At 73.1% G+C, this 16,319-nt stretch carries 18 protein-coding genes; 7 read left to right on the top strand and 11 right to left on the bottom strand.

Annotated elements, in window-relative coordinates; translation table 11 throughout:
* Nucleotides 1-4 precede the first annotated feature (4 nt).
* From ACTFAP_RS27085 to ACTFAP_RS27065, 5 genes are all read right to left on the bottom strand, one after another.
* On the bottom strand, nt 5-967 hold the full coding sequence (locus tag ACTFAP_RS27085; RefSeq protein WP_495682751.1) for an ROK family protein: 963 nt from the start codon (nt 965-967) through the stop codon (nt 5-7).
* 43 nt (nt 968-1,010) lie between these two features.
* Nucleotides 1,011-2,291: a DUF6986 family protein gene (locus tag ACTFAP_RS27080; RefSeq protein WP_495682750.1), complete on the bottom strand. Its 1,281-nt coding sequence runs from the start codon at nt 2,289-2,291 to the stop codon at nt 1,011-1,013.
* Between the two features lie 133 nt (nt 2,292-2,424).
* On the bottom strand, nt 2,425-3,387 hold the full coding sequence (locus ACTFAP_RS27075; protein ID WP_400008820.1) for an electron transfer flavoprotein subunit alpha/FixB family protein: 963 nt from the start codon (nt 3,385-3,387) through the stop codon (nt 2,425-2,427).
* A 52-nt stretch (nt 3,388-3,439) separates the two neighbouring features.
* Entirely contained in the window at nt 3,440-4,237 is a 798-nt protein-coding gene (locus ACTFAP_RS27070) for an electron transfer flavoprotein subunit beta/FixA family protein (protein WP_046725219.1), read from the bottom strand.
* A gap of 85 nt (nt 4,238-4,322) precedes the next feature.
* On the bottom strand, nt 4,323-4,688 hold the full coding sequence (locus ACTFAP_RS27065) for a thioredoxin family protein (protein WP_500467667.1): 366 nt from the start codon (nt 4,686-4,688) through the stop codon (nt 4,323-4,325).
* Nucleotides 4,689-4,826: 138 nt separating this feature from the next.
* On the opposite strand from ACTFAP_RS27065, the gene ACTFAP_RS27060 reads away from it, so the two are divergent.
* On the top strand, nt 4,827-5,537 hold the full coding sequence (locus ACTFAP_RS27060; protein ID WP_500467666.1) for a lysophospholipid acyltransferase family protein: 711 nt from the start codon (nt 4,827-4,829) through the stop codon (nt 5,535-5,537).
* A gap of 63 nt (nt 5,538-5,600) precedes the next feature.
* Here the strand turns inward: ACTFAP_RS27060 and ACTFAP_RS27055 are convergent, their stop codons facing one another.
* From ACTFAP_RS27055 to ACTFAP_RS27045, 3 genes are read right to left on the bottom strand one after another with little or no spacing between them, the layout of a single operon-like run.
* Complete coding sequence (locus ACTFAP_RS27055; RefSeq protein ID WP_495682747.1) at nt 5,601-6,671, bottom strand: beta-eliminating lyase-related protein; 1,071 nt, start codon at nt 6,669-6,671, stop codon at nt 5,601-5,603.
* Nucleotides 6,668-7,441 (bottom strand): SDR family NAD(P)-dependent oxidoreductase, encoded by a 774-nt coding sequence (locus ACTFAP_RS27050; protein WP_495682746.1) that lies wholly within the window; start codon nt 7,439-7,441, stop codon nt 6,668-6,670. Before ACTFAP_RS27050 ends, ACTFAP_RS27055 begins: the two co-directional genes overlap by 4 nt.
* Before the next feature lie 46 nt (nt 7,442-7,487).
* Nucleotides 7,488-8,888 carry a DUF6421 family protein gene (locus ACTFAP_RS27045; protein ID WP_500467665.1) on the bottom strand — a complete coding sequence of 467 codons (1,401 nt, stop codon included), beginning with the start codon at nt 8,886-8,888 and terminating at the stop codon, nt 7,488-7,490.
* Nucleotides 8,889-9,078: 190 nt separating this feature from the next.
* Between ACTFAP_RS27045 and ACTFAP_RS27040 the strand changes: the two genes are divergently transcribed.
* Nucleotides 9,079-9,765 (top strand): glycerophosphodiester phosphodiesterase family protein, encoded by a 687-nt coding sequence (locus ACTFAP_RS27040; protein ID WP_495682744.1) that lies wholly within the window; start codon nt 9,079-9,081, stop codon nt 9,763-9,765.
* Here the strand turns inward: ACTFAP_RS27040 and ACTFAP_RS27035 are convergent.
* The gene (locus tag ACTFAP_RS27035; RefSeq protein WP_495682743.1) at nt 9,746-10,321 is read right to left on the bottom strand and encodes a GNAT family N-acetyltransferase; all 576 of its coding nucleotides are present in this window, start codon (nt 10,319-10,321) and stop codon (nt 9,746-9,748) included. The two genes, ACTFAP_RS27040 and ACTFAP_RS27035, sit on opposite strands and share 20 nt — an antisense overlap.
* A 122-nt stretch (nt 10,322-10,443) precedes the next feature.
* Here ACTFAP_RS27035 and ACTFAP_RS27030 point away from each other — a divergent pair, with 122 nt between their 5' ends.
* The 4 genes from ACTFAP_RS27030 to ACTFAP_RS27015 all read left to right on the top strand — a co-directional run bounded on the left by ACTFAP_RS27030 (nt 10,444) and on the right by ACTFAP_RS27015 (nt 13,608).
* A complete protein-coding gene (locus tag ACTFAP_RS27030) occupies nt 10,444-11,001 on the top strand; it encodes a DUF5134 domain-containing protein (protein WP_500467664.1) in 558 nt (185 codons plus the stop codon).
* A gap of 64 nt (nt 11,002-11,065) precedes the next feature.
* The gene (locus tag ACTFAP_RS27025) at nt 11,066-12,019 is read left to right on the top strand and encodes a M56 family metallopeptidase (RefSeq protein WP_500467663.1); all 954 of its coding nucleotides are present in this window, start codon (nt 11,066-11,068) and stop codon (nt 12,017-12,019) included.
* Between the two features lie 97 nt (nt 12,020-12,116).
* Entirely contained in the window at nt 12,117-12,812 is a 696-nt protein-coding gene (locus ACTFAP_RS27020) for an HAD family hydrolase (RefSeq protein WP_500467662.1), read from the top strand.
* A 139-nt stretch (nt 12,813-12,951) separates the two neighbouring features.
* Nucleotides 12,952-13,608: a TetR family transcriptional regulator gene (locus ACTFAP_RS27015; RefSeq protein ID WP_495682740.1), complete on the top strand. Its 657-nt coding sequence runs from the start codon at nt 12,952-12,954 to the stop codon at nt 13,606-13,608.
* Between the two features lie 6 nt (nt 13,609-13,614).
* On the opposite strand, the gene ACTFAP_RS27010 is transcribed toward ACTFAP_RS27015, so the two are convergent.
* Nucleotides 13,615-15,039: an LVIVD repeat-containing protein gene (locus ACTFAP_RS27010; RefSeq protein ID WP_500467661.1), complete on the bottom strand. Its 1,425-nt coding sequence runs from the start codon at nt 15,037-15,039 to the stop codon at nt 13,615-13,617.
* 206 nt (nt 15,040-15,245) lie between these two features.
* Between ACTFAP_RS27010 and ACTFAP_RS27005 the strand changes: the two genes are divergently transcribed.
* Nucleotides 15,246-15,938, top strand: coding sequence for a DUF305 domain-containing protein (locus ACTFAP_RS27005; RefSeq protein WP_500467660.1), 693 nt, complete (start codon nt 15,246-15,248; stop codon nt 15,936-15,938).
* Here the strand turns inward: ACTFAP_RS27005 and ACTFAP_RS27000 are convergent.
* On the bottom strand, nt 15,935-16,297 hold the full coding sequence (locus ACTFAP_RS27000; RefSeq protein ID WP_364241367.1) for an ArsR/SmtB family transcription factor: 363 nt from the start codon (nt 16,295-16,297) through the stop codon (nt 15,935-15,937). The genes ACTFAP_RS27005 and ACTFAP_RS27000 overlap by 4 nt on opposite strands.
* Between the last annotated feature and the right edge of the window lie 22 nt (nt 16,298-16,319).

Below are 16,319 nucleotides of genomic sequence, written 5' to 3'. Positions count from 1 at the left end.
TGAGTCAGTTGCCCGCTTGTCCCGGTGTCAAAAACGTGTCCGCGCCGCGGCGGCAGACGGCTGCCGCCCCCACCAGGCCCGCGTCGGTGCCCAGTTGGGCCGGGAGCACCTCGATGCCCCGGACGTACGGCAAGGTGGCGTACGTGTGAAGCGCCTCGCGCAGCGGGGTGAACAGCACCTCGCCGGCCTGGCTGACGCCGCCGCCGACGACGACCACGTCCAGTTCGACGAGGGTCGCGGTGGCGGCGATGCCGGCCGCCAGGGCCCGCGCGGAGCGGGCGAAGGCCGCGCGGGCCACCGGGTGCCCCGTGCGGGCGTCGGCGGCGACGGCGGCGGCGGTGGGTGCGGCCCCGGCCGGCGGGTGCCAGCCCGCCTCGGTGGCCCAGCGGGCGATGTTGGTGCCGCTGGCGATGCGCTCCACACAGCCCCGGCCGCCGCACGGGCAGGTATCACCGTCGAGGTCGACGCTGATGTGCCCGATGTGGCCCGCGTTGCCGGTGGGGCCGGGGTGCAGGGCGCCGTCCAGGATCAGGCCGCCGCCCACGCCGGTGGAGACCACCATGCACAGGGCGTTGTCGTGCTCGCGGGCGGCGCCGCGCCAGTGCTCGCCGGCGGCGATGGCGTTGCCGTCGCCGAGCAGGGTGACCGGCAGGGCACCGGTGGTTGCCCTGATCCCGGCCACCAGCGGGAAGTCCCGCCAGGCGGGGATGTTGACGGGGCTGACGGTGCCGGTACGGGCGTCCACGGGGCCCGCGCTGCCGATGCCGATGGCGCGTACCCGCCGCCACCGCTCGTCCGCCATCAGGGCGGTGAGCGTGCCGGTGACGGCGGCCAGCACCTGCCGCGCGCCCTCCCGGGCGGGGGTGGGCTGCTGGGCGCGGGCCAGCAGGGTGCCGTCGCCGTCCACGAGGGCGGCCGCGACTTTGGTGCCGCCGATGTCCACGGCTGCGACAAGATCCAGGTCCATGAGGGGGAAGCCTGTCCGGAACGGGGCGGGTTGTCCAGAGCGGTCAGCCGGGTGGGGCCGCCAGGGTGCGCAGCGCGTCGGGGCCGGCCCCGGCGGCGGCGGTGACCTCGGCGCTGTCCAGTGCCCCGCAGTGCAGCCCGCGCAGCAGGAAACCGGCCAGCGCGCGGGCGGTGGCGGGTTCGTCGAGCACGGCGCCCTCGCCGTTGCCCGTCCCGCCGAGATAGGCGGCCAGCCGGCGGGCGGCACCGGGCAGGCCCTGGCGGTAGAAGGTGTAGACGGCGGCGTAGCGGGTGGGCAGGTGGCCGGGGTGCATGTCCCAGCCCTGGTAGTAGGCGCGGGCCAGGGACCGCCGGACGAGGGCGTGGTGGTGGCGCCATGCCCGGTGCACCTGAGCGGTGTCCCCGGTGGGCAGGAGGTTGGTGGAGCCGTCGGACAGGCGCACGCCGGTGCCGGCCGCGGCGGCCTGCATCACGGCCTTGGCGTGGTCGGCGGCGGGGTGGTCCGGGGCCTGGTGGGCGGCGCTGACGGAGCAGGCCGCGCTGTAGTCGAAAGTGCCGTAGTGCAGGGCCGCCACCCGGGTGGGGGCCGCGGCGATCAGCCGGGCGACGGTGGCGCGGCCGTCGGCGCCGAGGATGGCCTGGGTGGTCTCGATCTGGACCTCGAAGGTGAGGCGGTTCGCCGGCAGCCCGGTGGCGGTCTCGAAGGCTTCGCACAGCCGGGCCATGGCGGTGATCTGGTCGGGGTGGGAGACCTTGGGGAGGGTCAGGCGCAGTTCCCCGGGCAGCGGTCCGTCCTCCAGCAGGGCGCTGAGGAAGAGGTCGAGGGTGCGGATCGCCCGGTCGCGTACGGGGGCTTCCAGGCTCTTGAAGCGGATGCCGATGCCGGGTGGGGCGGTGCCCCGGCGGCGGGCGGTGGCGATGTGGGCGGCGGCGCGCAGGACGTCCGCGTCCTCCTCGGCGTCGGGGCGGCGGCCGTAGCCGTCCTCGAAGTCGATGCGGAGGTCCTCGACGGGTTCCGTGGTGAGCTTGGCGCGGACCCGGCGGTGGATGTCGCCGGCGAGGTCCTCGGGCAGATCGAGGACGGCGGCCAGGGCGGCGGGGTCGGGGGCGTGGGTGTCCAGCAGGGCGAGGGCGGCGATGCCCCATTGCCGGGCGGTGTCCGGCGCGAAGCGGTCGGCGGGTACGTAGACGGTGTGCACCGGTTGCCGGGTGGTGGCCTCGCCGGGGTAGTGGCGGGCCAGATGGGCGTCGGCTCCGGCGAGGGAGGCGTCGATGGCGTGGCGGGTGGCGGCGGGGATGCTGGTACGGGCCTGACGCTGATCCACCGGCGGCTCCTCGGCCCGTCGTTCAACAATTCGTTGAACGAAGCTAACCGGCGCGCGGGGGAAAGACAACGGCGCCCGCCGTGCGGCGGGCGCCGTTGTCCTGGACCGGGTGCGGGCCTCGGGGGCGGCCGGGTCAGCCCTTGCGGGCCTTGATCTCCTCGGTCAGCTTGGGCAGGACCTCGAAGAGGTCGCCGACCACGCCGTAGTCGACCAGCTCGAAGATCGGGGCCTCGGCGTCCTTGTTGACGGCGACGATCGTCTTGGAGGTCTGCATGCCGGCCCGGTGCTGGATCGCGCCGGAGATGCCGGCCGCGACGTACAGCTGCGGGGACACGCTCTTGCCGGTCTGGCCGACCTGGTGCGAGTGCGGGTACCAGCCGGCGTCGACGGCGGCGCGGGAGGCGCCGACGGCGGCACCGAGGGAGTCGGCGAGGGCCTCGATGACGGCGAAGTTCTCGGCGCCGCCGACGCCGCGTCCGCCGGAGACCACGATGGCCGCCTCGGTCAGCTCGGGCCGCCCGGTGGACTCGCGCGCGGTGCGGGAGGTGACCTTGGTGCCGGTGGCGGCGTCACCGAAGGTGACGGCGAGCGGCTCGGCGGTGCCGGCGGCCGGGGCGGCCTCGGGGGTGGCGGAGTTGGGCTTGACCGTGATGATCGGGGTGCCCTGGGTGACGCGGGAGGTGGTGGTGTAGGCGGCGGCGAAGACCGACTGGGTGGCCACCGGCCCCTGCTCGTCGGTGCTCAGGTCGACGGCGTCGGTGATGATGCCGGAGTCCAGGCGCACCGCGAGCCGGGCGGCGATCTCCTTGCCCTCGGCGGAGGAGGGCAGCAGGACGGCGGCCGGGCGGACCGCGTCGTGGGCGGCCTGGAGGGCGTCCACCTTGGGCACGATCGCGTAGTCGGCGAACTCGGGGGCGTCGGCGGTCAGGATGCGGACGGCGCCGTGCTCGGCGAGGACGCCGGCGGCGGCGTCCGCCCCGGCGCCGAGGAAGACGGCGACCGGGTCGCCGAGGCGGCGGGCGAGGGTGAGCAGTTCGAGGGTGGGCTTGCGGACGGCGCCGTCGAGGTGGTCGACATGGACGAGGACTTCAGCCATGGTGATGTCTCCTGCGGAAGGTGCGTGCGGCGTACGAGGGGCGGGGCGGCGGTCAGATGAACTTCTGGCCGGCGAGGAAGCCCGCCAGTTGCCCGGCGCCCTCGCCCTCGTCGGTGACGATCTCGCCCGCGGTGCGCGCCGGGCGCTCGGTGGCGGAGATGACCTCGGTACGGGATCCGGCCAGGCCCACCCGCTCGGCGTCCAGGTCGAGGTCCTCCAGGTCCAGGGCTTCCACCGGCTTCTTCTTGGCGGCCATGATGCCCTTGAAGGAGGGGTAGCGGGCCTCGCCGGACTGGTCGGTGACGGAGACGACGGCGGGCAGCTGGGCGCTCAGCCGCTCGGTGGCGGCGTCGCCGTCACGGCGGCCGGTGACGGTGCCGCCGGCGACGGTCAGCTCGGACAGCAGCGTCGCCTGGGGGACGGAGAGCCGCTCGGCGAGCATGGCCGGCAGCACGCCCATGGCGCCGTCGGTGGAGGCCATGCCGCACACGACGAGGTCGTAGCCGATGTGCTCGATGGCCTTGGCCAGGACGAGGGAGGTGCCGAGCGCGTCGGTGCCGTGCAGGTCGTCGTCCTCGACGTGGACGGCCTTGTCGGCGCCCATGGACAGCGCCTTGCGCAGCGCGTCGGCCGCGTCCTCGGGGCCGACGGTGAGCACGGTGATCTCGGCCTCCTCGCCGGCCTCGCGGGCGCTCTCGGCGATCTGGAGGGCCTGTTCGACGGCGTACTCGTCGAGTTCGGACAGCAGGCCGTCGACGTCGTCGCGGTCCAGTGTCCAGTCCTCGGCGAAGTGCCGGTCACCGGTGGCGTCGGGCACGTACTTCACACAGACAACGATCCTCAGGCTCACGCCGGCTCCTCTGATCACCCGGTTGTTACTGGTCAGTAAACCCAGCCTATATGCCGCCATCAAGCATGCCGCAATGTGACCTGCGCTACGCGTCGGTGGGGCCGTCGGCCCGGTCGCCGACCGCTTCGCCCAGCGCGGCGATGACGTCGGCTTTGCGGGGCATCGCCGACGCGCGGCGCACGGTGCGCCCTGCGGCGTCCAGGACCAGTACGGTGGGGGTCGCGGTGACCCGCAGGGCGCGCACGGTCTCCAGGTGGGCCTCGGCATCGATCTCCAGGTGCCGGACGCCGGGCACCATCGCGGCGACCTGCGCGAGAACACGCCGGGTGGCCGCGCACGGCCGGCAGAAGGCGCTGGAGAAGTGCACCAGGGTGGCACGCTCCCCCAGTGGCCCCGCGACACCGAGTGCGGCGGGCGTCAGCGGCTGCTCGCGGCGCTCGCCCCCATCCATCGTCACTCTCCGTCCGCCTCGGTCGGTCTCCCGGGCTAGCCAATCACACCGGTAACCGGGCACTATCTGCGGATGCCGGAAGTTACGGCAGCGTAGGTTGTGCGCGGTCACCACGACCGCACGAATGAAGGGTCCCGCATGGCAGAGCTTGTCTATCCGCCGGTCGTCGCCGCCGCCAGGACGATGTTCAAGGCGCTCGATCTGCGTCTGGACATCGCCGGCAGCGAGCATGTGCCGACGTCCGGTGGTGCCGTGCTGGTCAGTAACCACATCGGGTACCTGGACTTCGTCTTCGCCGGGTTCGCGGCCAGGCCGTCCAAGCGGCTGGTGCGGTTCATGGCGAAGGACTCGGTGTTCAAGCACAAGATCTCCGGGCCGCTGATGCGCGGCATGAAGCACATACCGGTGGACCGCAAGCAGGGCGAGCACGCCTTCCAACACGCGCTGACCGCGCTGCGCGGCGGGGAGATCGTCGGGGTGTTCCCCGAGGCGACGATCTCGCCCTCGTTCACGCTGAAGAAGTTCAAGTCGGGCGCGGTGCGGATGGCGCAGGAGGCCCAGGTGCCGGTGCTGCCGGTCGCCCTGTGGGGCACCCAGCGGGTGTGGACCAAGGGCCGCAAGCGGGATCTGCGCCGCCGCCACTACCCGATCACCATCCGGATCGGCGAGCCGATGACCGCCGACCCGGCCGAGTCGGCGGTGACGCTGACCGAGCGGATGCGCGAGCGGATGCAGGGGCTGCTGGAAGCGGCCCAGGAGGCGTACCCCGAGGGGCCGCGCGGCCCGGAGGACACCTGGTGGCTGCCGGCGCACCTGGGCGGCACGGCACCGGAGCCGCGGCAGGCGTGACACGATGTCCGCCCGCCCGGACACACGGTCCGGGCGGGCGGTGACGCGTCGGGGCGGGGACGCTCAGCGCGCCATTTCCTCGCGCAGGGCCGCCAGGAAGGCGTCGACGTCCTCCCGCGTGGTGTCGAAGGAGCACATCCAGCGCACATCGCCGGCGCTCTCGTCCCAGAAGTAGAAGCGGTGGCGCTTGCGCAGCCGCTCGGCGGCCTCCCGGGGCAGCCGCGCGAAGACGGCGTTGGCCTGGACCGGGTGGAGGATCTCCACGCCCGCCACGTCCGCCACCCCCGCCGCCAGCCGGGCGGCCATCGCGTTGGCGTGCCCGGCGCTGCGCAGCCACAGGTCACCGGCGAGCAGCGCCTCGAACTGGACGGACACGAACCGCATCTTGGACGCGAGCTGGAGGGACAGCTTGCGCAGGTGCCGCATGGCGCGCACCGAGTCCGGGGAGAGGACGACCAGGGCCTCCCCGTACAGCAGGCCGTTCTTGGTGCCGCCGAAGGAGACGACGTCGATCCCGGCGTCGGTGGTGAGGGCGCTCAGCGGCAGGTCCAGGGCGGCGGCGGCGTTGGCGAGCCGGGCCCCGTCCAGGTGGACGGTCATGCCGCGCTCGTGCGCGTGGTCGGCGATGGCCCGCAGCTCGTCCGGGGTGTAGAGGGTGCCCAGTTCGGTGCTCTGGGCGAGCGAGACGACCTGGGGCATCGCCCGGTGCTCGTCGTCCCAGCCGTACGCCTCGCGGTCGATCAGGGCGGGGGTGAGCTTGCCGTCCGGGGTGGGCACGGTGAGCAGCTTGATGCCGCCCACGCGCTCGGGGGCGCCGCCCTCGTCCACGTGGATGTGCGCGGTGTCGGCGCTGATGACGGCGCCCCAGCGGTCCGTGAGCGCCTGGAGCGCGACGACGTTGGCGCCGGTGCCGTTGAAGACCGGGAAGGTCTCGGCGCGGGCGCCGAAGTGGCGGCACATCACGTCCTGGAGATGGCGGGTGTAGTCGTCGTCGCCGTACGCGCCCTGGTGCCCGCCGTTGGCCAGGGCGAGGGCGGCGAGGATCTCGGGGTGGGTGCCGGCGTAGTTGTCACTGGCGAAGCCGCGCACACTCGGGTCGTGGTGCCGGCGGGCGTCGGTGTCGGTGTCGGTCACGGCTGGGGGGTGAGCCACTGGCGGGTTCCGTTCACTTCCTCGGTGGGCCTGCTCCACAGACCGGTGACGGCCTCGGCGAGGTCGGTGACATCGGTGAAGCCGGCGAATTTCGCTCCCGGGCGCTCGGCACGCAGGGCCTCGTGCACCAGGGCTTTGACGATCAGGACGGTGGCGGCGGACGGCGGAGGGCCGCCGGCGTCGGTGCCCGTCTTGCGGAAGCCGTCGGCCAGGGCCATGGTCCATGCCTCCGCGGCGGCCTTGGCGGCGGCGTAGGCGGCGTTGCCCGCGGTGGGGCGGGTGGCGCCGGCGGCCGAGACCAGGACGTAGCGGCCGTTCCCGCTGCGGGCCAGCGGGCCCTCGAAGGCGAGGGAGGTGTGCTGCACGGTGCGGATCAGCAGGTCGTGCAGCACGTCCCAGTCGGCGAGGTCGGTGTCCGCGAAGGAGGCCGAGCCGCGCCAGCCGCCGACGAGGTGGACGAGGCCGTCGATCCGCCCGTACTCCTTCTCGGTCCTGGCGGCCCACTGACGGGCGGTGTCCAGGTGGAGGAGGTCGACGGTGTCACCGGTGACGGTGGCTCCGCCGTGGGCGAAACGGGCGGCGTCCACGGCGACGGCCAGGCGTTCGGGGTCGGCGTCGGCGGCCACCACGGTGGCTCCGGCGCGGGCCAGGCTCAGCAGGGTGGCGGCGCCGGCCGGTCCCGCCGCCCCGGCGACGGCGACGACCGCGCCGTCCAGGGGGCCGGTGGTGGGCGCTGCGTCGGTGTCGGTCATCGTCCCTCGCTTCCTCGGGGCTCTTCCATCATGGCCCGGCGCCCGGTCAGGCCGCCTGTCGGACGGGGGTGTCCGCCGTGATGCCCCGGGTGGATTCGATCACCTTGCGGAGCTTCTTGGCCAGCGCCTCGTAGAACAGGCTGAGCGGGAACTCGTCCGGCAGGACGTCGTCGACGAGCTTGCGCGGGGGCTGGGTGAGGTCCAGGGCCTCGGGGCCCTTGGCCCAAGTCGAGCCGGGGTGCGGGGAGAGGTAGGCGCTGACCAACTCGTACGCCTTGAACCAGTGGACGATCTTGGGGCGGTCGATGCCCAGCCGGTACAGGGTCTCGATCTCCTCGCGCAGCCGCACGGTCAGGGCGCGGGCCTGCTCCCAGTCGATGCTGAGCCGGTTGTCCGTCCACTGGAGCGCGCCGTTCTGGTGGAGGTAGGCGAACAGCAGCTGGCCGCCGAGGCCATCGTAGTTGCGGTTGCGGGCGCCGGTGACGGGGAAGCGGAAGATCCGGTCGAGCAGGACGGCGTACTGGACGTCGCGGGCCTGGGGCAGCCCTTCGCGTTCCAGCCGGACCGCCTCGTGGAAGGCGGTGAGGTCGCAGCGCAGCTCCTCCAGGCCGTACATCCAGAAGGGCTGGCGCTGTTTGATCATGAAGGGGTCGAACGGCAGATCGCCGTGGCTGTGGGTGCGGTCGTGGATCATGTCCCACAGGACGAAGGTGTGCTGGGTGCGCTCCTGGTCGGTGAGCAGCCCCTGGGCGTCCTCGGGGAGGGCGAGGCTGGTGACCTCGCCGGCGGCGGCGACGACCTTGCGGAAGCGGGCGGCCTCGCGGTCGCAGAAGATGCCGCCCCAGCTGAACCGCTCGGGGGCCTCGCGGACCGCAATGGTCTCCGGGAACAGCACGGCGGAGTTGGTGTCGTAGCCGGGGGTGAAGTCCTCGAAGGTGATGCCGAGGAACATCGGGTTGTCGTAGCGGGTGCGCTCCAGTTCGGCGAGCCACTCGGGCCACACGACGCGCACCACGACGGCTTCCAGGTTGCGGTCGGGGTTGCCGTTCTGGGTGTACATGGGGAACAGCACGAGGTGCTGGAGGCCGTCGGCGCGGTGCTCGGCGGGCCGGAAGGCGAGCAGCGAGTCGAGGAAGTCGGGGACCCCGAAGCCCTCGTCCGCCCAGCGGCGCAGGTCGCTCTCCAGCGCCCGGTGGTAGGCGGCGTCGTGCGGCAACAGGGGCGAGAGAGTCCGCAGTTCGGTGATGACGCGCTCGATCTCGCGCTCGACGGCGGCGCGGGACGGGGCTGACTCGGCGTCGAAGTCGATGGAGCCGTCCCGCGACTGGGCGGGGCGTACGGCTTCGACGGCGTGCTTGAGCCGGGGCCAGGCCGGGTGGTCCACGACGCGGGCCGCCGGGGTCGGCGGATACTCCTCGGCGGTGGTGGGGGCCAGGGTTTCCGGCATGATCACTCCTCCACAAAAGATCCTCGCGTACTAGCACCGTATCCGGGGAAGGTCTGTCGATCAAGCCGAGATCCCGGAAATTATGCGGTGGCAGCATGTTTAGACAGAAACTTTTCCTGTCCTTGGAGGTGTCGGGGGAGCCTCGCGCGGTGTTCAGCGGGGCGTCACCGGGCGCCGCTACGGTGGCCCCATGTCACTCATGATCGTCGGGCACCGCGGGCTGATGGGCGTGGAGCCGGAGAACACGTTGCGGTCCTTCGTCCGTGCCGAGCGGGAGGGCGTGGACGTCATCGAACTGGATCTGCATCTGAGCAAGGACGGCGCGCTGGTGGTGATGCACGACGCCGACGTGGACCGCACCACCGACGGCGCCGGGCCGGTCGCCGACCACACCGCCGACGCGCTGCGCGAACTGGACGCCGGGCTCGGGGAGCGGGTGCCCCTGTTCGAGGAGGTGACCGAGGCGGTCGCCCTGCCCTTGCAGGCCGAGATCAAGGACCCGGCCGCCGCGACGGCGCTGGCCGCCGTCATCACCGCCCGCGGGCTGGCCGGGCGGGTGCGGGTGATCTCCTTCCACGACGAGGCGCTGCGCACCGTCCGCGGCCTGCTGCCCGAGCAGTCCATCGGCCTGGTCACCGGGCGCTCCACGGACACCGCCGCGGAACGGGCCCGGGAGCTGGGCGCGGACCTGGTCTCGGCGGAGCTGCCGCATCTGACGCGGGAGGCGGTGGACCGGTGCCGGGCGCTGGGCCTGGAGGTGATCAGCTGGACGGTCAACACCGACCAGGATCTGGCGCGGGTCCGCGAGCTGGGCCTGGACGGGGTGGTGACCGACCGGCCGGAGATCGTGGCGGAGCTCAGCCGCCCAGCGGCTTGACCAGCCGTTCGAATTCCAGGCCGGGGCGGCGCGGGAGGCCGAAGCGCTCGTCGCCGTACGGGAACGGGGTGCGCTCCCCCGTCCTGGTGTAGCCGCGGCGCTCGTACCAGGCGATGAGGTCGGCGCGGGCGGTGATCACCTGCATCTCCATCCGCTCCACCCGCCAGACGGTACGAGCCGTCCGCTCGGCGTGGGCCAGCACGGCCGCGCCGATGCCGGCGCCCTGGGCGGTGGGGCTCACCGCGAACATCCCGAAGTAGGCGCTGCCCGGGCCCTGCGCGGCCGGGCGGTGCTGGAGCTGGCAGCAGGCCAGCAGCGGGGCGGTCCCGGCGCCGGTGTCCTCCGGCAGGGCGACCGTCACCACCAGGCCGTCCGGGTCGCCGATGGCCTCCCGGACGCCCTCGGGGTCGGTGCGCTGCCCGTCCAGCAGATCCGCCTCGGTGGTCCAGCCCGCGCGGCTGGACTCGCCCCGGTAGGCGGATTCCACGAGGGCGACGAGCGCGGGCACATCGGCCTCGGTCGCCGTCGCGAAGACCAGTTCTGCTGCTGCTGTCACAGCGGTCCATCGTACGCGCGTGCCCGCCGCGCACTCCCCGCGCTCCCCCGCGCTTCCGTGCGCCGTCGTAGCCCTGCGGCGGCGCGGGCAGGGAACGGGGGGCGGACATCGGGAGGGGTGCGATGCACGAGGGACCGGTGGTGGTGGGGTGGCTGCTGGTGGCCCTGTGCGGGAGCACCGGACTGTACTGCCTGTACCGGGCGGCGGCGGAACCTGGGCGGGGAGCGCGGCGGCCGGCGGGCGTCGAGGGGGCCATGGGCCTCGGCATGGCGTTCATGGCGGTGCCGGGCGCCGGAGCGGCGGCGCCGGGGCAGGCGTACGTGGTGTTCTTCGGCGCGCTGGCGGGATGGTCCGCCCTGCTGCGGGCGCGGCCGGCGCACCGGGCCCACCACGTCGTGGAGGCGCTGGCCATGGTGTACATGGGGCTGGCGATGCTCGGCCCGGCGGGACACGGTGCGGGCGGCGTGCCGGTGCTGACCGGGGTGCTGCTGGGGTACTTCGCGCTGTACGCGCTGCGCACGGGTGCGCTGGTGGTGCCGGTGCCGCCCGCGCCGGTGGCGGCGGGGGCCGGTCCGGTGGCCGGCGGCGGGGCGGAGCCTGCGGAACGGTCGCCGGAGGTGGCGGCGGGCTGCCGGCTGGCGTTGTCGCTGGGGATGCTGGTGATGCTGGTGTCCATGTGAGGACGGTGTGGGACAGATCACCCCGGCGCCGGGCGGGAGCGGGGCGGCCTCTAGGCTGACGGGCATGGTGATCGCGCTCGCGTTGCTGGTGCTGGGTGGGCTCGCCGCGGCGACGGCGCCGCGCGTGCTGGCCAGGGTTTCCTGGCCGGACCGCGAACCGGTGCTCGCGCTGTGGGTGTGGCAGTGCGTGGTGGCGGCCGTGCTGCTGTGCTGTGTGCTGGCGATGGCGCTCAGCGGGGCGGCGGCCTGGCACGGGGTGCGCGGCCATGTCTTCGCGCCAGCCCCGGCGCCGGTGATCGAGGCGTACGCGCTGCAGCCGGACGGTCAGCTGTGGGCGGCGGTGCTGGCCGTCCTGCTGGCGGCGGGCGGGATCTGGACGGCGGTGATGCTCACCCTCCAGGTACGGCAGGCGCGCGCGGCGCGCCGGGCCCGGCGGGCGCGGCTGCGGGAGCGGGCGCCACTGCTGCCGGGTGAGGGCGGCGCGGGGAACGGTGCCGGGGAACGGCTGATCGTGCTGGAGAGCGAGCGGCCCGACGCCTGGCTGCTGACGGACGGCGCGGAGCGGCGGCTGGTGATCACCACGGCGGCGCTGCGGCGGCTGAGCGGGCGGCAGCTGGACGCGGTCCAGGCGCACGAGGACGGGCACGCGCGGGCGCGCCATCACTGGCTGGTGCACTGCGCGGGCGCGCTGGCCGAGGGTTTTCCGCGGGTGCCGGTGTTCGCGGGGTTCCGGGACCAGGTGCACCGGCTGGTGGAGCTGGCGGCCGACGACGCCGCGTCGCGGCGGTTCGGGGGGCTGACGACCGCGCTGGCGCTGGTCGGCCTGAACGAAGACCGCGGGGTCTTCGCCTCCCCGGCCCACCGCGCGCAGCTGCCGCACCGCGTCCATCGCCTGCTGACGCCGTCCCGGCGGCTGACCCCGGCCCGGCGCCTGCGGCTGACGGCGATCGCCGCCCTGGTGCCGGCCGTGCCGCTGCTGCTGGCCTTCGCCCCGGGCCTGAGCGCGCTGGGCGGCTGAGCCCCGGGCCCGGGCGGCCCGCGACCGGGCGTACGGTCAGCGGTCCCCACCCGTGCGGCGCGGAGGGAGGGCGCGGTGGGTGGGGGAGGATCGGGGGATGGCGATCAAGGGTGTGCTTTTCGATTTTTCCGGGACCCTCATGCGCATCGAACCGGCGGAGCGCTGGCTGAGCACCGTCCTGGCGCGGGCCGGGGTGGACATGCCGGACGGCGAGACGCGGCGGCTCGCCCAGGAGTTGGAGGAGGCGGGGGCGCTGCCCGGCGGGGGCGCGCCGCGTGAGGTGCCCGAGGAGCTGGCGGAGTTGTGGCGCGAGCGGGACCGGGATCCCTCCGGGCACCGGGCGCTGTACACGGGGCTGGCCCGGCGCGTACCGCTGCCGCTGCCCGGGCTGTACGACGCGCTGTACGAGCGGCACATGGAGCCGGACGCCTGGCGCCCCTACCCCGACACGGAGCCGGTGCTGGCCGGGCTGCGGGAGCGCGGGGTGCGGGTGGCGGTGGTGAGCAACATCGGCTGGGATCTGCGTCCGGTGCTGCGCGAGCACGGTCTGGACCGGTACGTGGACGCCTGGGTGCTGTCCTACGAGCACCGGCTGGTGAAGCCGGATCCCCGGCTGTTCGAGATCGCCTGTGCCGGGTTGGGTCTGTTGCCGCGGAACACGCTCATGGTGGGCGACAACCAGCGGGCGGACGGGGGCGCGACGGCGATCGGATGTGCCCTGCACCTGGTGGAGCACCTGCCGGTGACCGAGCGTCCCGACGGTCTGCTGCCGGTGCTGGAGCTGGTGGACTGACGTGGTGGTGGCGGTATCGGGCGGTCCCCCGCGCCGCCCGATACCACCGGTCCGTGCCGGACAGGGCTCCGCCCCCGGGGCGGATGTCCGGCGTCCTCGCTGAGTATATTGGCTGTGAGCCAGTCAACGGGAGTCCAGCATGTCCCCTCGCCGCGCATCGGTCAATGAAGAGTTGCGGCGGCGCTCGCGCGAGCGGCTGCTCGAAGCGGCCGCCGAGCTGTTCGGGGAGCGGGGTTACGAGGCCACGACCTTGGGCGACATCGCGGAACGGGCCGGTGCGGCCCGGGGTCTGGTGTCGTACTACTTTCCGGGAAAACGGCAACTGTTGCAGAGCGCCGTGCACCGGCAGATGCATCTGACGCTCGCCGCCGCGCTGGAGCGTGAGCCGGCGCCGTGCGCGGACGCGGCGGGCGGCCGGGAGCTGCTGGCACGGGCGATCGACGCGATCCTGGGCCTCGCGGCGCGGCGGCCGGTGCTGATGCGGGCGCACATGGCGCATCTGTTGCAGCAGGAGGGGTTCGTCCAGTGCGCCGAGCAGCAGCGGCTGGCGGCGCTGCTGCGGGAGACGATGGTGCGCTACGGTGCCGCCGATCCGGACACGGACTACCGGATGCTGCGCGCGCTGCTGATGGGCGCGGTGGTGGCGGTGCTGCTGCCGGGGGCGCCGATGCCGGGGCACCGGCTGCGCGCGGAGCTGTTCGCCCGGTACGGGCTGGAGTGGGAGCGGGGGTGCCCGCCGGGCGGTGAACCGCCCGGCGGGGTGCTCATGTCATCGGGTGAGGGTGCTCATTCGTAGCGGTGCTCACCAGTAACTGGGCTGGGTCTGGGCGTTGAGCTCGGTGAGCTTGACGCCGCGCGCGCCGTTGGTGCGCGGGTCGTCGATGCGCAGGACGTCCAGGCCCGCCTGGTCGTTGGAGTAGATGTAGCCGTTGTAGTAGTAGGCGGACCAGGAGCCGCCGAAGGTCAGGGTCTCGTTGCTCTGCGGCCCGCGGTCGAAGTAGCCGATCTCGTGCGGGTTGCCGGAGTCGGTGAACTCCCAGATGGACACGCCGCCCTGGTACCAGGACTGCACCATGATGTCGCGGCCCCGGACCGGGATGAGCGAGCCGTTGTGGGCGACGCAGTTCTCGGTGTCGGACTGGTAGCGCGGGATCTTGAAGTAGCTCTGGAACTCCAGGCGCCGCCGGTCACCCTTGCCGGTGATGTGGTAGATGCCGTTGGCGCCGTACTCGTCGCCGATGCGGGCGTTGCAGGTGGCCGCGCCGCCGCCGCCGAGTTCGTCGGTGAAGACGACCTTCTTGCCGTCCTGGCTGAAGGTGGCGGAGTGCCAGAAGGCGAAGCGCTCGGCGTCCTGGACCCGGTCGATGACACGCGGCTTGGCGGGCTTGGAGATGTCCATGAGGATGCCGTCACCCATGCAGGCACCGGCGGCGATCTTCAGCCTCGGGTAGACGGTGATGTCGTGGCAGCCGGTGGTGGCCGAGCCGCGGTCGCTGCCGGGGAAGCCGCCGTCGGGGAAGAGCACCTCGAAGCTGGAGACCTCGGCGCGCTCGGGGGCGTTGCGGGGCACCTTCACGATGGAGATGCCGTCGTGCGGCGGCTGGCAGTCGGGGAAGGAGGCGTCGGGGTAGTACGAGGAGATGTACAGGTAGACGTTCCTGCCGTCCGGCACCAGCGTGTTGGTGTGCGAACCGCAGTAGGTCTCGACGGCGGAGACGTACTTGGGGTTGCGCTTGTCGCTGATGTCGAAGATCCGGATCCCTTCCCAGGAATCCTTGATGGTCGCCGACTGGGAGACGCTGTTGCAGGAGTCGTCGCTGCGCGAGGAGTCGACGGACAGGAAGAGCAGGTCGCCGCTGACGGAGATGTCGCCCTGGCCGCCGGGACACAGCACTTCGGCGACGATCTTCGGCTTGCTGGGGCGGGAGATGTCGTGGATGACGAAGCCGTTGTAGTTGCCGGCGTAGGCGTAGTTGCCCTGGAACGAGATGTCCGAGTTGGTGGACTGCAGGGCGTTCTTGGGGACGTTGGCCACGTGGGTGACGTTGGGGGTGTGGACGATCTCGCCCAGGCCGGGTATCTCGCCGCTGCCGCCCGCCGATTCCAGGCGCGGGGACTGGTCGGCGGTGATCTCCTGCGTCTCGGGGGCGTTGTCGCCCGCATCGGGGGTGGCGAGGGCTGTTCCGCTGAGGGCATAGGTGGCCAGCAGGCCCGCGAGGGCCGCCATGGTCACTCCGAGCCGCCTGCGTCGCACGCGGGGTCTGTGCAACGATGTCACTGGAATCCTCCCGGGATCCGTTCCGGTGTTACGTGGGGTTGACCGGTTCACGGATGTCATCAGTATCCCGACGTGCATGTACAGATCAATATGGGAAACAGATCATTCATCTTTCCGTATTGGCTGATGATGCACTCGCGCATCAGGAGGACTCTGTGTCAACTCTTCGCGCCCGCCGTCCTGTCAAGGGTGCCGCGACGGCCGTATCCCTGATCGCCGTGCTCGCCGCGGCGGCGCTCACCGGCTGCACCGGCGGTGAGGCGGCCGCCGGGGACACCGGGCACTCCGAGGAAGCGTCGGTGATCGCGCCGGGCCGGCCGGGCGAGGACGCGCGGACCATATCCCCGCAGGAGGCGCGCGAGGCGGCCGAGGAGGGCACGGCCCCGAACGCCGCCGATCACGCCTTCATGACCATGATGATCGGCCATCACGAACAGGCCATCGAGATGACCGATCTGGCCGGGGAGTTCGCCCACGATGCCTCGGTACGCGGGATCGCCGGCCGGATCGCGGCGACCCAGGGCCCGGAGGTCGAGATCATGCGCGCCTGGCTGCTGCGCAACGCCGGCGGCGAGCAGGCCGGGGACGGCGCCCGGCACGGGCACGGGGAGCACGGCGCGGACATGCCGGGGATGGCGAGCGCGGCGGACATGGAGCGGCTGCGCGCCGCGCGCGGCGCGGAGTTCGACGCGCTGTTCCTGGAGCTGATGATCGCTCACCACGAGGGCGCGCTGACCATGGCGGCGGACGTCTCCGCGCAGGGCAACGACGGGGCGGCGCTGGAGCTGGCCGCCGAGATCGGCGCCTCGCAGCGGGTGGAGATCGCCCGGATGGAGGCGCTCCTCTAACGCGCGCGTTCGCGCGCCGCCGCGGCCAGGACGGCGTCCAGCAGGCCGGGGAACAGCTGCTCCAGGTCGGCGCCGCGCAAGGCGTTCATCTTCGCGGTGCCCCGGTACGTCTGCGCGATCAGCCCCGCCTCCCGCAGCACCCGGAAGTGATGGGTGCTGGTCGACTTGCTCACCGGCAGGTCGAAGTCCGAGCAGGACAGCTCCGCGCCGGGACCGGCGGCGGCGAGCCGGCGCAGCACGGACAGCCGCAGCGGGTCGGCCAGGGCCTGGAGCACCTGATCAAGGCGGATCCGTTCGCGGTCCGGGTGGTCCAGGGTGCGGCCGGCGACGGTGACGGGCGCGGGGGCAGAGGGGTTCATGCGTCCATCATACGAGGGGCAT

This window comes from Streptomyces sp. PH9007 (assembly GCF_059813725.1).
Note: the sequence above shows the minus strand (reverse complement) of the source record. Positions and strands in the feature narration are given on the sequence as shown.

Excerpts from the sequence above, each read along its gene's own strand:
- ACTFAP_RS27020 (WP_500467662.1), top strand. The coding sequence starts at position 12,117 with ATGGCGATCAAGGGTGTGCTTTTCGATTTTTCCGGGACCCTCATGCGC.
- ACTFAP_RS27085 (WP_495682751.1), bottom strand. The coding sequence starts at position 967 with ATGGACCTGGATCTTGTCGCAGCCGTGGACATCGGCGGCACCAAAGTC.
- ACTFAP_RS27000 (WP_364241367.1), bottom strand. The coding sequence starts at position 16,297 with ATGAACCCCTCTGCCCCCGCGCCCGTCACCGTCGCCGGCCGCACCCTG.
- ACTFAP_RS27040 (WP_495682744.1), top strand. The coding sequence starts at position 9,079 with ATGTCACTCATGATCGTCGGGCACCGCGGGCTGATGGGCGTGGAGCCG.
- ACTFAP_RS27025 (WP_500467663.1), top strand. The coding sequence starts at position 11,066 with ATGGTGATCGCGCTCGCGTTGCTGGTGCTGGGTGGGCTCGCCGCGGCG.
- ACTFAP_RS27030 (WP_500467664.1), top strand. The coding sequence starts at position 10,444 with ATGCACGAGGGACCGGTGGTGGTGGGGTGGCTGCTGGTGGCCCTGTGC.
- ACTFAP_RS27045 (WP_500467665.1), bottom strand. The coding sequence starts at position 8,888 with ATGCCGGAAACCCTGGCCCCCACCACCGCCGAGGAGTATCCGCCGACC.
- ACTFAP_RS27075 (WP_400008820.1), bottom strand. The coding sequence starts at position 3,387 with ATGGCTGAAGTCCTCGTCCATGTCGACCACCTCGACGGCGCCGTCCGC.
- ACTFAP_RS27010 (WP_500467661.1), bottom strand. The coding sequence starts at position 15,039 with ATGGCGGCCCTCGCGGGCCTGCTGGCCACCTATGCCCTCAGCGGAACA.
- ACTFAP_RS27065 (WP_500467667.1), bottom strand. The coding sequence starts at position 4,688 with ATGGATGGGGGCGAGCGCCGCGAGCAGCCGCTGACGCCCGCCGCACTC.
- ACTFAP_RS27050 (WP_495682746.1), bottom strand. The coding sequence starts at position 7,441 with ATGACCGACACCGACGCAGCGCCCACCACCGGCCCCCTGGACGGCGCG.
- ACTFAP_RS27015 (WP_495682740.1), top strand. The coding sequence starts at position 12,952 with ATGTCCCCTCGCCGCGCATCGGTCAATGAAGAGTTGCGGCGGCGCTCG.
- ACTFAP_RS27060 (WP_500467666.1), top strand. The coding sequence starts at position 4,827 with ATGGCAGAGCTTGTCTATCCGCCGGTCGTCGCCGCCGCCAGGACGATG.